At 51.8% G+C, this 13,948-nt stretch carries 12 protein-coding genes and 4 pseudogenes; 14 read left to right on the top strand and 2 right to left on the bottom strand.

The genetic code is table 11. The annotated features are described in order from the left end of the window. Positions 1-3 precede the first annotated feature (3 nt). The 13 genes and pseudogenes from AB4O40_RS06170 to AB4O40_RS06110 all read left to right on the top strand — a co-directional run bounded on the left by AB4O40_RS06170 (position 4) and on the right by AB4O40_RS06110 (position 11,834). Entirely contained in the window at positions 4-615 is a 612-nt protein-coding gene (locus tag AB4O40_RS06170) for a hypothetical protein (protein WP_409079349.1), read from the top strand. Between the two features lie 341 nt (positions 616-956). Continuing rightward, positions 957-1,553, top strand: coding sequence for a hypothetical protein (locus tag AB4O40_RS06165; protein ID WP_409079348.1), 597 nt, complete (start codon positions 957-959; stop codon positions 1,551-1,553). A 378-nt stretch (positions 1,554-1,931) separates the two neighbouring features. Further along, positions 1,932-3,077 (top strand): annotated as a pseudogene (locus tag AB4O40_RS06160) (RHS repeat domain-containing protein); the annotation flags it as partial. 13 nt (positions 3,078-3,090) lie between these two features. Next, on the top strand, positions 3,091-3,408 hold the full coding sequence (locus tag AB4O40_RS06155; protein WP_056725172.1) for a hypothetical protein: 318 nt from the start codon (positions 3,091-3,093) through the stop codon (positions 3,406-3,408). Between the two features lie 47 nt (positions 3,409-3,455). Next, positions 3,456-3,719 (top strand): annotated as a pseudogene (locus tag AB4O40_RS06150) (HNH/ENDO VII family nuclease); the annotation flags it as partial. A 57-nt stretch (positions 3,720-3,776) separates the two neighbouring features. After that, positions 3,777-4,268, top strand: coding sequence for an SMI1/KNR4 family protein (locus AB4O40_RS06145; protein WP_056725175.1), 492 nt, complete (start codon positions 3,777-3,779; stop codon positions 4,266-4,268). Positions 4,269-4,543: 275 nt separating this feature from the next. After that, a complete protein-coding gene (locus tag AB4O40_RS06140; protein ID WP_056725177.1) occupies positions 4,544-4,963 on the top strand; it encodes an NTF2 fold immunity protein in 420 nt (139 codons plus the stop codon). Between the two features lie 237 nt (positions 4,964-5,200). Next, positions 5,201-7,496: pseudogene (locus AB4O40_RS06135) on the top strand (RHS repeat-associated core domain-containing protein); the annotation flags it as partial. A 414-nt stretch (positions 7,497-7,910) separates the two neighbouring features. Continuing rightward, entirely contained in the window at positions 7,911-8,390 is a 480-nt protein-coding gene (locus tag AB4O40_RS06130; RefSeq protein ID WP_223542545.1) for a hypothetical protein, read from the top strand. Positions 8,391-8,536: 146 nt separating this feature from the next. After that, the gene (locus AB4O40_RS06125; protein ID WP_223542544.1) at positions 8,537-8,794 is read left to right on the top strand and encodes a hypothetical protein; all 258 of its coding nucleotides are present in this window, start codon (positions 8,537-8,539) and stop codon (positions 8,792-8,794) included. A 12-nt stretch (positions 8,795-8,806) separates the two neighbouring features. Beyond that, positions 8,807-9,520 carry an SMI1/KNR4 family protein gene (locus AB4O40_RS06120; RefSeq protein WP_056724005.1) on the top strand — a complete coding sequence of 238 codons (714 nt, stop codon included), beginning with the start codon at positions 8,807-8,809 and terminating at the stop codon, positions 9,518-9,520. 72 nt (positions 9,521-9,592) lie between these two features. Continuing rightward, a pseudogene (locus AB4O40_RS06115) lies at positions 9,593-10,969 on the top strand (type IV secretion protein Rhs); the annotation flags it as partial. A 253-nt stretch (positions 10,970-11,222) separates the two neighbouring features. Beyond that, complete coding sequence (locus AB4O40_RS06110) at positions 11,223-11,834, top strand: hypothetical protein (protein ID WP_460055420.1); 612 nt, start codon at positions 11,223-11,225, stop codon at positions 11,832-11,834. An 88-nt stretch (positions 11,835-11,922) separates the two neighbouring features. Here AB4O40_RS06110 and AB4O40_RS06105 read toward each other — a convergent pair whose 3' ends face one another. Continuing rightward, on the bottom strand, positions 11,923-12,246 hold the full coding sequence (locus AB4O40_RS06105) for a hypothetical protein (protein ID WP_056724204.1): 324 nt from the start codon (positions 12,244-12,246) through the stop codon (positions 11,923-11,925). A gap of 462 nt (positions 12,247-12,708) precedes the next feature. On the opposite strand from AB4O40_RS06105, the gene AB4O40_RS06100 reads away from it, so the two are divergent. Beyond that, positions 12,709-13,218, top strand: coding sequence for a hypothetical protein (locus AB4O40_RS06100; RefSeq protein WP_082562944.1), 510 nt, complete (start codon positions 12,709-12,711; stop codon positions 13,216-13,218). Positions 13,219-13,350: 132 nt separating this feature from the next. On the opposite strand, the gene AB4O40_RS06095 is transcribed toward AB4O40_RS06100, so the two are convergent. After that, on the bottom strand, positions 13,351-13,932 hold the full coding sequence (locus AB4O40_RS06095) for a helix-turn-helix domain-containing protein (RefSeq protein ID WP_409078793.1): 582 nt from the start codon (positions 13,930-13,932) through the stop codon (positions 13,351-13,353). Positions 13,933-13,948 lie beyond the last annotated feature (16 nt).

The following is a 13,948-nucleotide window of genomic DNA, read 5'->3' as shown; positions in this document are numbered from 1 at the left end:
ACTATGAAAAAGTTTTATGTTGTGAGTGGTGACGCCAATGGGGAAAATATCCCTTATTTTTTTGAGATGATATGGACTCCAGATTTACCTGTTTTTGATCTCCCAGTTGCTAGTCCTGATATTAAAAGCTTCGCCAAAGCCTACAGCGTAAAGGCTGATACTGAAGAGCTAAAAGTCGATGTTCTGATAAATGATTATCTGGCTTCAGTTGATTTTGTAGAGTTGTGTGAGTCTCTTGAGACGGATTTTTTGACAATTCCCGCGGAAGTCATACTGGAAGATGGAAAGAGCCCTGAGAAAAAATATAGTTTTTTTTGTATAAAAGCTAGAGCATGGGTGTTGAGTCAAGAAGAATCTGTTTATGACCTGACGGATGACGGTTTACTGAGGCCCAAGGAAGATCGAGCTCCCGGTCCTGTGTATGAGCGTATTGATTCATTCGTCATGAAAAGCAATGTTGACTATGATTTGTTCTATTGTGAGGAAATCAAACAGATGGTTTGTTCTTCAAGATTTAAACAAGAGTTCGAGTCTAGGAAGCTTAGCGGTCTTAATTTTATGGCTATCGATGAAGGTTATGTATATGCACCGTGGGATGATTTTGGATTGGACTGACTTAGAGGTGAGTGTAGATGACGATGAAGTCGGCTTTTTCGCACTTGAAAAATGCCCATCCTGATGAGCATTTTTAATGCCTTCGCTCTAAATGCTGACAGCAGCGTTATGACCCGCACCGCAGAAGTTCTACGCACTCAGGGGCGCGTTCACCAGTTGCCTCAGCTCCTACGCCATGGGCGCAGGAGTTGGCAGTTCGCGTCGCGCCTGCCGGAGGACAAACTCTTGACCATCCACAACCCTTATTAAACAAACGCAGGGGCGGGACGCTTAATCGATCGTGTCAAAAATGTAGCGAAGTTAGGTTCCTGTGGTTAATAATTTACGTTTTGGAGAAGGCTATGAATGGTATAGGACATGCAGCGGCTGAGTTGGCGAGAGTCCATAATAAATATAACCTGTCAGGTGGTTTTCAGTCGCGTGCTCAAGTTGGCGCGAAGTGGCCTTCAACTCTTGGTCGCTCAGTTGAGTTGGAGGATTTTTACAATGATTATGAGCCGGTGGATGTCAAAATCGAAACAGGATTTACCCCGTTAAAGCTTTTCAGTCTTGACTCGATTGAGAAAGGTCAAGTCGGCTATAAGTGGGTTGGTGGGGAGTCGGCTGTCAAGTTAAACAATGAGTGGGGCCACGCTTTTGTAGTCATAATGGATGATTCTGGTGGCGGAAAGCCAGCTATTGCAGTAACAAATGTCAAGAACACTCCGGTTTATGCAAGTTGTAGTGCGGTTGCCCCATTTAAAGTTTCAGATTCGCTAGCTGATTTTGTTTTTGCGTTGGCGAAGTTAGTTGAGATTGTGTATGGCGAGTTTAATATTTTTGAGATTTCTGATGATGACGGATTGAGCTCATTATTTGTTGCGAGAGTGAATGATGAAATCTCTCCTCTACTAGGTGAAGAGAACTTTGAAAGATTTTTTGACTATTTTTACGGTTGAGTACGTTTTTTTGCCTTAATTTCTCAGCGTCAGTGCTCGCTGTTGCTCGCTCTTTTATAACCTAACGCAAAACAAGTGGCTACCAATGTTGTCTCAGCCGCTTCCTCTATTGCAATCATGGACGCCAGCCACAAGTCCAAATACCTGTGGTGGAACACCCTGGCCCAGGTCGAACGTTTCCAGGATTGCTCGGGTAAAAACACCACGTACCGCTTCGACGAGCGCCAGCATCTGGTCGCCGTTACTGATGCGCTGGGTCAGACCACCACGCTGGAACGCAAACCCGACGGCGAGGTGCTGCGCATCAATCATCCGGACGGCAGCGCCGAATCATTCACCTACAACGCCCTCGGCCAGGTACTGACGCACACCGACGGCAAAGGCCAACTGCACAGCCGCGACACCGGGCAGCTGATCGACAGCGAAGAGTTCCGCTACGACGCCGCGGCGAACCGGCTGAACTTCAACACCAGCCAGTTTGATCACGTCAAGGACAACCGCCTTAAACGCTGGCGGGACCAGGAATATGCCTACGATGCGTGGGGCAACCTGGTTGAAAAGCGCAGTGGCATGGGCACGCTGCAGACGTTTGTGTATGACTGTGAAAATCGCTTGGTGCGGGCTGAGACGTTGGTTAATGGCAAGCTGGAAAGTACCGGTGCGTATCGGTATGACAGTTTGGGGCGACGGGTTGGCAAACAGTCTGTTGTTAATGGCGTGACCGAGCAGAAACACTTCTTATGGCAAGGCCTGCGCATGCTGCGGGAGGAGCGTCCGGGGCAGAGCAGTCTGTACCTGTATGAGCCGGGGAGTTATGCGCCGTTGGCCCGGGTGGATCAGGCAGAGGGGGAAGAGCAGCAGCTCTATTACTTCCATACCGATCAGATTGGTACTCCGTTGGAGATGACTGACCGTGAAGGGCAGATTGTCTGGCAGGCGACGTACAAGGCTTGGGGGGCTGTTGAAAGGCTGGCGGTCAATGATGTCGAGCAGAATCTGCGGTTTCAGGGGCAGTATTTTGACGATGAGACGGGGCTGCACTACAACACGTTTCGGTATTACGATCCGGGGGTGGGGCGGTTTGTAACGCAGGATCCAATAGGATTGTTTGGGGGTTACAATCTCTACAGCTATGCTCCAAACACGACTGCATGGACTGATCCGTGGGGATGGGAATGCATACCAAACAAAGTGGCTGGCTCTGCTCGAGAGGCTAGAGCCAAAGCAATATTCGAGAAACGTTACGGTAAGAAAAATGTTCTCGGCGAAAGGTATCTACGTAATGCTGAGGGGAAAATAGTCAAGGACCCGTTAACCGGTGAGGGGCGTCGAGTTGATTTTGTTGTTAAGAATGCTGATGGCTCCGGCACGGCGAAAGAAATTACAAGTTTGACCGCTTCGAAATTTGCGCAGCTGGAAAAAGAAATGAGAATTCGAGAGGCGGGTGGAGTTTTTGTGCGCGAGCCGGGTACCAAAAAATTGATTGAAGTAACTGATGTGTCGACAGTGATTCGTGCAAGGTAATAGGAGTTTGGTAATGAGTGATTTGGATTTTACTTTGTGCAGCATACCGATGCTAATGTCTAGAAATAAAAGCGCCGAATATCAGAGGCAGATAGTTGTGCGGTATACAGTTCTAATGAGTTTCCTTAAGGTGCGTGGTCTTATTTATAAGGAGCCATTTGATAGTGATGGTAATTTGAAGATGGATTTGGTTATAAAAAAATCAGATGTCACTTCTCAATGCCTCGAGCTATTCAAGAAGGCAGTTCCAGCTTGGCACGCCTACGTGGATAAAGGTGGAGATATTAATAATACAAGCAAGATTGAAAAGGAGTTGGCTAAAATTCCATGAGTTTTATCTAATTAAGTGGCTGGGAATTTGATCTCAGTCGCTTCAGATGCTTCGGCTTCGACGCCATGGGTCGCAAGAGCTGGCAGTTCGCCTCGCGCCTGCACAACCCCGGCATCCAGCCCGACCTGCGGGTCGAGCACACCTACAACCCGATCCACCGCCGTCACCAATACGACCCGGCCGGCGAGTTGACCCGCTCCCTCGACAAACTGCGCGGCGAGATCAAGTACGAGTACGAAGCCAACGGCCAACTGCACAGCCGCGACATCGGTCAGTTGCTCGACAGCGACGAATTCCGCTACGACGCCGCCGGCTGAATGGGCGGACTCCGAAAGCTGCCTCTACAACTTGTTAGTAAGGAGACAATGATGGGTGTACTGAAAATGTCGAAGTCCGATCCGAAAGTGAATAGCTCTGATCTCAGTTTACTGGAGGATGAGATAGGGCATACATTGCCTGAAGGCTTTAAAAATTTTTATTTAACTCATAGTGGTGGGGTTGCAGATAGAGATTGGTGGGATAGTGGTGATGAATATGAGCCTGTTCGATTAAAGAAATTTAAAGCAGTTGCAGCTAGTGGTGCTTTGGATGCTGCAGAGACAAAATATTTAAGCGGCTGTTATGCTGTGATGACCTCTAAAAATGTGATACCTAAAACATTGCTGCCGTTTGCGACTGACGATGGTGGTAACTTTTTCTGTCTGGATTTGACTGATGGTGATGTGTGTTTTTACGCAACTGATTCCTTTGATTCGAATAGTAGTTATGCCGCCAATCATGCAAAGGCCTATCGTTGGCTCGCAAGTTCGTTTGACGCTTTTGTTGAGGGGTTAAAGGACGAATCTGAGATCGACCTGTAAAATCGAAGGCCAGAGGAGCTGTGACAGGTATCGCGATGACCTGCACAGCGAGGCGGACAATGATTGTCATTTTCCGCTTTTTTCACTAACACCGGTCTGGATTACGATGTTTTATAAAACCAACCACTAGGGAAGTACTCATCTCAGGCAGCAATCATCCACAGCCGCTTCAACGGTGACAGGTCAGCTGATCTCCACCTTCCGTCACGGCAAAGGATTTCTGGTTTTTATTCTGCTGTTCGCAATTGTATTGTTGTGCTTGGTAGGAGTTTGTTATGGAAAAAGAAGTTTCGGTGGTTGAGGCGTTGAAAGGCTTTATGTCAGAAATGCGAGATTGGGAGACGGCTTTTCGCGATGAGCAAATGAGCCTGATCGATGCGGAAAAAAATACCTCTGACTGTGATAAAAAGTATGAACTCGAGCTTAAGAAGGTTTTAACCAGGTTTTCTGTGTCAGATGAGCGAAGCTGGGCTAGGCTTGTAGATCTCGGTTGTGGGTCTCCTCCGACTTATGATCCAGAGAGGGATGTAATAAACAAGCCTGTTCAAGAAGGTAAAAATTACGCTGTGGTTGTCGAGCAGATGGCTAGGCTAAAGGCTGTATATAAGTTTGTTCTAAAAGATACTGGAAATGGTTGGCTGATAGTGAAAAAAGAAACAAAAAGTGGTGATAAGTGGAAAAAAACCGCTCTCTGATGTTTGTATGTAAACGGTGCAGCGCTCCGTTGTACTGGTGGCGCAGCATTTCATGGATGTGTTTGGTTGTTCATTGGTAGTCAAAAACTAGTGGGGTTTGTGCCGTTCTTTAAAATTTTATCTCTAGAGTGGCTTAAGGTTTTCTTAAGCCACTTTCCTCTTTAATCTAAAAATGCTGTGCAAGCGCGTTCTTACAATTCACGCTAAAAATGATTAATAATTGAACGAATCCATTTTCGCGACTTCGGCGGTGAGCAGTACGCCATCGACCTCGACGAAGCCGGCAACATGACCGGTCTCAAGCTGCCGGATGACAACCGGTTGGGGTTCAAGTACGACGACTTTTCGCGTTTGCTTGAAGAAACCGACCCACTGGGTCGCAAGATCAAATACAAGTACCACCTCGGCACTACGCTGGTCACAGAAACGACCTTCCTGGACGGCAGCACCTGGCAAGCCCGCTACGATGCCAAGGGCAACTTGATCGCCGAAGTCGACGCCCTGGGCAATAAAACCGAATACCTCAACAGCGACGACGGCCTGCCGCACACCATCATCGATGCAACCCACAAGTCCAAATACCTGTGGTGGAACACCCTGGCCCAGGTCGAGCGCTTCCAGGATTGCTCGGGTAAAAACACCACCTACCGCTTCGACGAGCGCCAGCATCTGGTCGCCGTCACCGACGCGCTGGGCCAGACCACCACGCTGGAACGCAAACCCGACGGCGAAGTGCTGCGCATCAATCATCCGGACGGCAGCGCCGAGTCCTTCACCTACAACGCCCTCGGCCAGGTGCTCAGCCATACCGACGGCAAAGGCCAGACCACGCGCCTGCTACGCACCGCCCGAGGATTGCCGAGCAGCCGCCAGGACGCCAAAGGCCAGCGCATCCGCTACGAATACGACCCGGCGATTCGCCTGACGGCGCTGATCAACGAAAACAACGCGGCGTACCAGTTCGCCTACGATGCGTGCGACCGGTTGATCGAAGAAAAACGCATCGACAACCTGACCCGGCGTTTCAGCTACAACCTGGGCGGGCATCTGACCCAGGTCGATGAAACCGGCTACGGCGAACGCGGTGAACGGCCACAACGCCGCACCGAATTCGAACGCGATAGCATTGGCCGGTTGCTGGCCAAACTCAATGCCGATGCCCGTCAGGATTACGTGTATGACGACGCTGATCGCCTGCTGTCGATCCAGCGCCTGCCGACCGCGCAGGGCAAGCAAATTGGTGTCAGCGAAGAAACGCTGGAGTTCTCCTACGACCTGCTCGGGAGGCTGATCCAGGAGACCACGGCGCAAGGCGCCTTGTCCTACGAATACGACCCACTGAGCAACCTCACCACCCTGACGTTGCCCACCGGCCAACACCTCAATCACCTGTATTACGGCAGCGGCCACCTACACCAACTCAACCTCGACGGCCAGCTGATCAGCGACATCGAGCGCGACGACCTGCACCGCGAAGTCCTGCGCACCCAGGGCACACTCACCAGCTGCTTCGGCTACGACGCCCTGGGCCGCAAGAGCTGGCAGTTCGCCTCGCGCCTGCCGGCGGAAAAACTCTCGCGCCTGCACAACCCCGGTATCCAGCCCGACCTGCTGGTGGAGCACGCCTACAACCCGATCCACCGCCGCCACCAGTACGACCCGGCCGGCGAGTTGACCCGTACCCTCGACAAACTGCGCGGCGAGATCAAGTACGAGTACGAAGCCAACGGCCAACTGCACAGCCGCGACACCGGCCAGTTGCTCGACAGCGAAGAATTCCGCTACGACGCCGCGGCGAACCGGCTGAACTTCAACACCAGCCAGTTTGATCACGTCAAAGACAACCGCCTGAAGCGCTGGCGGGACCAGGAATATGCCTACGATGCCTGGGGCAACCTGATTGAAAAACGCAGCGGCACGGGCACGCTGCAGACGTTTGTTTATGACTGTGAGAATCGCTTGGTCAAGGCCGAGACGCTGGTCAACGGCAAGCTGGAAAGTACCGGTTCTTATCGGTACGACAGCCTGGGGCGGCGGGTTGCCAAGGTTTCAGAGGTCAACGGCAAGACCGAGCATAAGCACTTTTTGTGGCAAGGCCTGCGGATGTTGCGTGAGGAGCGACCGGGGCAGAGCAGTCTGTACCTGTATGAGCCGGGGAGTTATGCGCCCTTGGCGCGGGTGGATCAGGCAGAGGGTGAAGAGCAGCAGCTTTATTACTTCCATACTGATCAGATTGGTACGCCGCTGGAGATGACGGACGCGGACGGGAGCATTGTCTGGCAGGCGACGTACAAGGCTTGGGGGGCGGTTGAAAAGCTGGCGGTCAATGACATCGAGCAGAATTTGCGGTTTCAGGGGCAGTATTTCGATGACGAGACGGGGCTGCACTACAACACGTTTCGGTATTACGATCCGGAGGTGGGGCGGTTTGTTACGCAGGATCCGATTGGGCTGTTGGGCGGAGATAATCTCTATCAGTATGGGAGTAACCCTTTAGGTTGGATCGATCCATTAGGATTAGCATGTTCGTCTCTTCATGAAAGGGTAGTAAATGATGCGAACAAAGTCGCATCTGCTGGAGGTGAAATCACCGCCAAACAAGCTCAAATTTTGAGAGGAAATCTACCCGTTGTTCAGCGACGTACTGTGTTTCAGAATCAGATGGCACGGAAAGAATTTGTGGGTAGTCAGAACTATTTGATGAAACAATGGGAAGCTAACACCGGTAGAGTATGGCCATCTGGTGCAACTCCCCATCACATCGTACCTTTGGAAAGTGGTGGCGCGAACAAGTGGTGGAATCTGATGCCGACACATGGCACGTTGCCTAATCACTCTTTGCCTGGGATTCCAGTTCCGCATGCCGCAGGTGGGGTTCTAAGGAGCACGATTCAACAAGGAAGAAAAGCTCTGCCACTTGGTACAATAACTGATTTGAGATTGTAATATGATTGATATTGATGAGGAGTGTAGAAAGATAGAAGGGTTTGAGTTTTTTTCTAACATGGGAGGTCGTGGGCCTAAAGATGATAATTATATATATATAGAAAGCGTTCGAAAGGTTTTCGTGGAACCATCTGAGTCTGAGTTTTATGGGTGTTATGATGGTGTTGAATGGTTGCCCACATCCCCAACTCAACCTGATCCGTTTTATGAGATACCTAAGCCACCATCGGACTTGGTCGCCATGAGGATTAAAGCGAATAAGGCAGTAATGGCCGCTACTAAAAATCTTGACAAGAGCAAATTCATTTGTGCGCCGCATGATTTTAGCCTTGCTGCAAGAAATGGGGTGTGTTTTGCCTTTAGGCAATATGTGTCCGAAAGTTATTACGGGCTTGGTGATCGATGGTTGACAATAATCAGATTATATTATTCCGGTCATTGGCCTGTTGGTTTCTTTAAAAACAAAATAGTCGTTATTTGATTTTGGTGGATAGAGCGGAAAAGGAACGGAAAAGGGGACAGGGGAAAAGGGGACTGGAAAAGGGACGACGGAAAAGGGGGGAGATTTATTTTGAAGTAAATAAATCTGCCCCCTTTTTCCTTTTACATGCGGACCACATCGTTCCCATGAAGCAAATTACGGAAATGGATGGTTTTAACAAACTTTCCTTTGGTAATCAGCTGGAAGTATTAAATCATAAGCCGAATTTTTCGCCCTTGAGCGAAACTGCAAATACTTCAAGGGGGGCTAAGACATACGAACAATGGACGCGCTACAAAAAAGGAAATGTGGATGTTGATCCTGCCTTTAGACGTAGTATGATGGAGCGTGCGGCGAAGCTCGAAGTTGAACTGCAGGAAAAAATTTATAGCCTTTTGCCTTAGAAGGAGTCGAAAGTGATTACATTGGAATGCGTGGTAGAGCAAGTTAAAACTTCTTTTGTCGGTCGTGATGTGTATTTTTCGCCGAATGAATTGCCCGTGAATGTAATTATTCCTGCGGAGTGGAAAGAGTTTGGTGCTGTTTTTTCTGAGAAACCTAAGTTTCCCACAGCATGGAATTCTTTTGCTGGTAAAATGCCTTGGGTGTTGTCCTTGCTAGATACATGCTTGGTCGGCACGTTTGTCTTGGGTGGCGAGAAAGTTGAATTGTTATATGTCTTCCATGATGCTAGTGGTCTTTATTACTATGTCGGCGGGTTGCCACTAAGTAGCTGTCCATTGAAGTCAGATAAGATCAATCTGATTGCGGGTAGGTTGTCGGATTTCTATTTGCATGTACACAATGGCTTCACTTTTTTTCCCGCGCAATCAATGGGGCCTCAAAAGATCGAAGACTTTTCATGTGTGGCAGATTTAATTGATGAAGAAGAAACGAGCTTCGCAGCAAACTGGGTCACAATTTTTTCTAATGGGGGCGGGGATTATTTAGCTGTCGATATAAATAATCATGCGGATGATAAAGGTGTTATCTGGTGGCATGAGCAACCCATGGAGCCGGAATTGGGTATAGATGTTTTTGAGGTGATGGATACGTGGATTTCTATATTTCTGGAAGATACACAATCACGAAGTGATGTATTGATAAAAGAATCTAAATTCAAAGCTTAAATTCGCCTGAAAAAATACTATGGCCTGCGACATCCAGATGAATTACCCCGACTACAGGGCCTGGCGCACCCCAAAAGAAACCTCATCGCCGAAGTCGACGCCCTCGGTCACACTGCCGAATACCTCAACGGCGACGACGGCCTGCCGCACACCATCATCGATGCAACCCACAAGTCCAAATACCTGTGGTGGAACACCCTGGCCCAGGTCGAGCGCTTCCAGGATTGCTCGGGTAAAAACACCACCTACCGCTTCGACGAGCGCCAGCATCTGGTCGCCGTCACCGACGCGCTGGGTCAGACCACCACGCTGGAGCGCAAGCCCGACGGCGAAGTGCTGCGCATCCGCCACCCGGACGGCAGCGCCGAATCGTTCACCTACAACGCCCTCGGCCAAGTGCTGACGCACACCGACGGCAAAGGCCAGACCACGCGCCTGCTGCGCACCGCCCGTGGCCTGCCGAGCAGCCGCCAGGACGCCAAGGGCCAGCGCATCCGCTACGAATACGACCTGGCGATTCGCCTGACCGCGCTGATCAATGAAAACAACGCGGCGTACCAGTTCGCCTACGATGCGTGCGACCGGTTGATCGAAGAAAAACGCATCGACAACCTGACCCGGCGCTTCAGCTACAACCTCGGCGGACATCTGACCCAGGTCGATGAAACCGGCTACGGCGAACGCGGCGAGCGGCCACAACGCCGCACCGAATTCGAGCGCGACCGCATTGGCCGGTTGCTGGCCAGACTCAATGCCGATGCCCGTCAGGATTATGTGTATGACGACGCTGATCGCCTGCTGTCGATCCAGCGCCTGCCGACCGCGCAGGGTAAGCAACTGGGTGTCAGCGAAGAAACGCTCGAATTCGCCTACGACCTGCTCGGCAGGCTGATCCAGGAGAAGACAGCGCAAGGCGCCTTGTCCTACGAATACGATCCACTGAGCAACCTCACCACGTTGACGCTGCCCACCGGCCAACACCTCAATCACCTGTATTACGGCAGCGGCCACCTGCACCAACTCAACCTCGACGGCCAACTGATCAGCGACATCGAGCGCGACGACCTGCACCGCGAAGTCCTGCGCACCCAGGGCACGCTCACCAGCTGCTTCGGCTACGACGCCCTGGGCCGCAAGAGCTGGCAGTTCGCCTCGCGCCTGCCGGCGGAAAAACTCTCGCGCCTGCACAACCCCGGCATCCAGCCCGACCTGCTGGTCGAGCACGCCTACAACCCGATCCACCGCCGCCACCAGTACGACCCGGCCGGCGAGTTGACCCGTACCCTCGACAAACTGCGCGGCGAGATCAAGTACGAATACGAAGCCAACGGCCAACTGCACAGCCGCGACACCGGCCAGCTGATCGACAGCGAAGAATTCCGCTACGACGCCGCGGCGAACCGGCTGAACTTCAACACCAGCCAGTTTGACCACGTCAAGGACACCCGCTTCAACGGTGACAGGTCAACTGATCTCCACCTTCCGTCACGGCAAAGGCTTTCTGGTCTTCTTGCTGTTGCTCGCAATCGGCCTGTTCTGTATGGCGGGATTTGTGTTGTACCTGGGTACCCTACTGCCGGTGGCCAGTTCCGGGGCGAATACCAGTCGTGGTTCCAACCCGCAGTTGTTGATCTATTCAGTCAGTGGCCTGCTGGTCGTCATTTCGGCGGTCTTCTTCGGGCTTTATCCGTGGCAGAAGAAGTTGCGCGGAACCCATTATGAGGTTTACGAACACGGCATTGTTGCTGTCAGTGGTAAGCAGCAACAATATACGGCGTTTGCTGATATAGAAGACCTTTACCTGTTCAGTTCAGGGCAAACCGTATTCACTGGCCTGATCACCAACCTGGCGTATCGGCGTAATGAAAGTGAGCCATTTCATCGCGTCATCGAGACGTTGAAAGGCTTTCAGGAATTCCAGCAACTGGTGCGTGAGTTGCATGTTCGCGAGTGTCTGCCGGTTGTGATGAACAAGCTTGAGTCTGACTGCGCAGTGACTTTCAAGTATGTGCCGACCGGGCAGGTCTGGCGCAAGCGAGTCTCGGGGGACTTCCTGAATGTCGTTACACAACCGATTATTGTGACACGCGAGTTTCTGGAAGTTGAAGGACGTAAAGTCCCGGTGTCGACCCTTGCTTCAATTGATTTAAATGCCTGGAGTGAAAAGGTCACTCTAAAAGACGCAGCCGGGAATCAGATGCTGTCAACGCTGTGCACCGGGATCATGAGTCATGACCTGTTTCTCACCACTCTGGATGTGCTGCTGGATGCTCAGCGGGCAAGCAGGGATGAGACTGCCCCTACTCTGGCCTGAGGATCTCAGTCCTCCGCCAGGCTGACCATTACAAAAAAACCGGCTGATCAGGCCGGTTTTTTTGTGGGGCGGTAGTAAAGCAATTTATTCAGGCAGTGCGATTCTGGATCAGACGATCCGAGCCGCCTTCAGCGACGCGGTTTTGCAGGAGCTTGTCGGAACCACCTTCAGCGACGCGGTTTTGCAGGAGCTTGTCAGAGCCACCTTCAGCGACGCGGTTCTGCAGCAGTTTGTCAGAGCCACCTTCGGCCACACGATTCTCGATCAGGCGGTCGGAACCACCCTCTGCCACACGGCTTTCAATCAGACGATCCGAGCCGCCTTCAGCGACCACAGGTTGAGCAGACGTAGCGGCAAAAGCGTTAACTGCGAAAACCGAGAAAGCGATGCTGAGGAGGGTCTGGCGTTTCATGATCATGTGCTCCGGGGTACTTATGGGTTGGTATGGAGCAGATGTTACGCCGTGGATTTTTTAAGAGAACTTCATTGAATCAATGGTGACTATCGACGCAGTCAATGGATGATTCGGTGTTCTTTACGGGATCGAGCTTGCTCCGGGCGGCGTTCCGACGAACTTCAACTCAACCAGCTGGGAAAGATTGCTACACCGGTTAGAACGTTTATTTCTTTACGGTATTTGAATAGATGCAATCTGCATATCCATAACCGAATAATCCGCGTCATGTTTTTTACCTTGTCCGTGATCGAATCGGATCGTTCGTCACAGCAGAAATAATCCTCCTGCCTGCCTCGTTAAGCCTGTCGCGACATCGACTTTGGCTGTTTGATCGCCAGCTTGTCGCGCTCGGCCGATTCCCTAGAATCCGCCTCCATCAGCTTCGTCCAATTATCCAGTCCTTTAGGGAACAACACCATGATGAATGCCATGCAGATGCAAATGCCGATGAACGCCAACATGCCAATGATGTCGATGATGGGCATGCCGATGATGATGGCGACCATGTCCTGCGACATGATGGACGACGGCATGATGTGCAAGATGATGCCGGCCGCTGGCATGGACATGGCCATGTTCAGGAACAGCGCTGAAATGATGCAGTTGATGATGAACTGCGGCATGCCGATGATGATGCACTGCGGCAACATGAGCATGATGTGCATGTCCCCGGCGAGCATGGCCATGCCGATGATGAACATGATGATGTCGATGCCGGTGATGGGCATGCCGATGCCGTCGATGAAGTGCGTGATGGAATGCACGCTCATGGCGGACTGCATGATGTGCAAAATCATGCCGATGGCCGGCATGAACATGGACATGATGAAAAACTGCTGTGCCCTGATGATGAAAATGATGAACGACTGCAGCATGCCGATGATGATGAGCTGCAACGGCATGCCGCTGATGTGCTGCACCTGCTGATCCCTGCACTGTACCTGTACCTGTAGGAGCGAGCCTGCTCGCGATGGACGTCAACGATGACGCGGGTTTTCTGAAAAAACGCGTCAGCCTTGAGCCCATCGCGAGCAGGCTCGCTCCTACAAGAAGGCGGTATCAGTCCAGGCGTTCGGGGTAGGTCACCACAAGATAGGCCACGGCCTCACTGTCGGCGGGGTTGCGATAGCGGTGGGGCTGGTCGGCGTAAAACAGGATCGAGTCCCCCGTGGATAGCAGGTAACGTTCATCGTTGACGCTGATTTCCAGGACACCCTGCGCCACCACCAGGTTTTCCTGGACACCAGGGCCATGGCCCTGCGACTGGTCCTCTCCCAACGCGCTCAGGCGCAGCTCGTAGAATTCCGATTGGCGCGCCACGTCAAAGGGGAACAGGGCGCGGCTGACAAAAGCGCCGTTGGCGCTGACCAGGCGTTTGCTCTGGCTCGCCGACAATAGGGCCACACCTTCGAAGGCCCGATGTTCCAGAAACGCCGCCACCGATACCTTCAAGCCTTTGGCTATTTTGCACAGCACCTTGATGGACGGCACACTGCGCCCCGATTCGATTTGCGCCAGCATGGCGCGGCTCACGCCGCACTGTCGGGCCAGGGCATCAAGGGACAGATGGCGCTTGCTGCGCAGACGCAGCAGGTTTTGTCCGACTCGTTCGCAGATCGGGTCCTCTTCCGGATTGTTCAGATCCAGCACAGGCTCG

This window comes from Pseudomonas sp. S2_F07 (genome assembly GCF_054668325.1).
This window is presented reverse-complemented; position numbering and strand designations above follow the sequence as displayed.

Coding starts and splice junctions, on each gene's coding strand:
- AB4O40_RS06170 (WP_409079349.1), top strand. CDS start 4: ATGAAAAAGTTTTATGTTGTGAGTGGTGACGCCAATGGGGAAAATATC.
- AB4O40_RS06165 (WP_409079348.1), top strand. CDS start 957: ATGAATGGTATAGGACATGCAGCGGCTGAGTTGGCGAGAGTCCATAAT.
- AB4O40_RS06155 (WP_056725172.1), top strand. CDS start 3,091: ATGAGTGATTTGGATTTTACTTTGTGCAGCATACCGATGCTAATGTCT.
- AB4O40_RS06145 (WP_056725175.1), top strand. CDS start 3,777: ATGGGTGTACTGAAAATGTCGAAGTCCGATCCGAAAGTGAATAGCTCT.
- AB4O40_RS06140 (WP_056725177.1), top strand. CDS start 4,544: ATGGAAAAAGAAGTTTCGGTGGTTGAGGCGTTGAAAGGCTTTATGTCA.
- AB4O40_RS06130 (WP_223542545.1), top strand. CDS start 7,911: ATGATTGATATTGATGAGGAGTGTAGAAAGATAGAAGGGTTTGAGTTT.
- AB4O40_RS06125 (WP_223542544.1), top strand. CDS start 8,537: ATGAAGCAAATTACGGAAATGGATGGTTTTAACAAACTTTCCTTTGGT.
- AB4O40_RS06105 (WP_056724204.1), bottom strand. CDS start 12,246: ATGAAACGCCAGACCCTCCTCAGCATCGCTTTCTCGGTTTTCGCAGTT.
- AB4O40_RS06100 (WP_082562944.1), top strand. CDS start 12,709: ATGATGAATGCCATGCAGATGCAAATGCCGATGAACGCCAACATGCCA.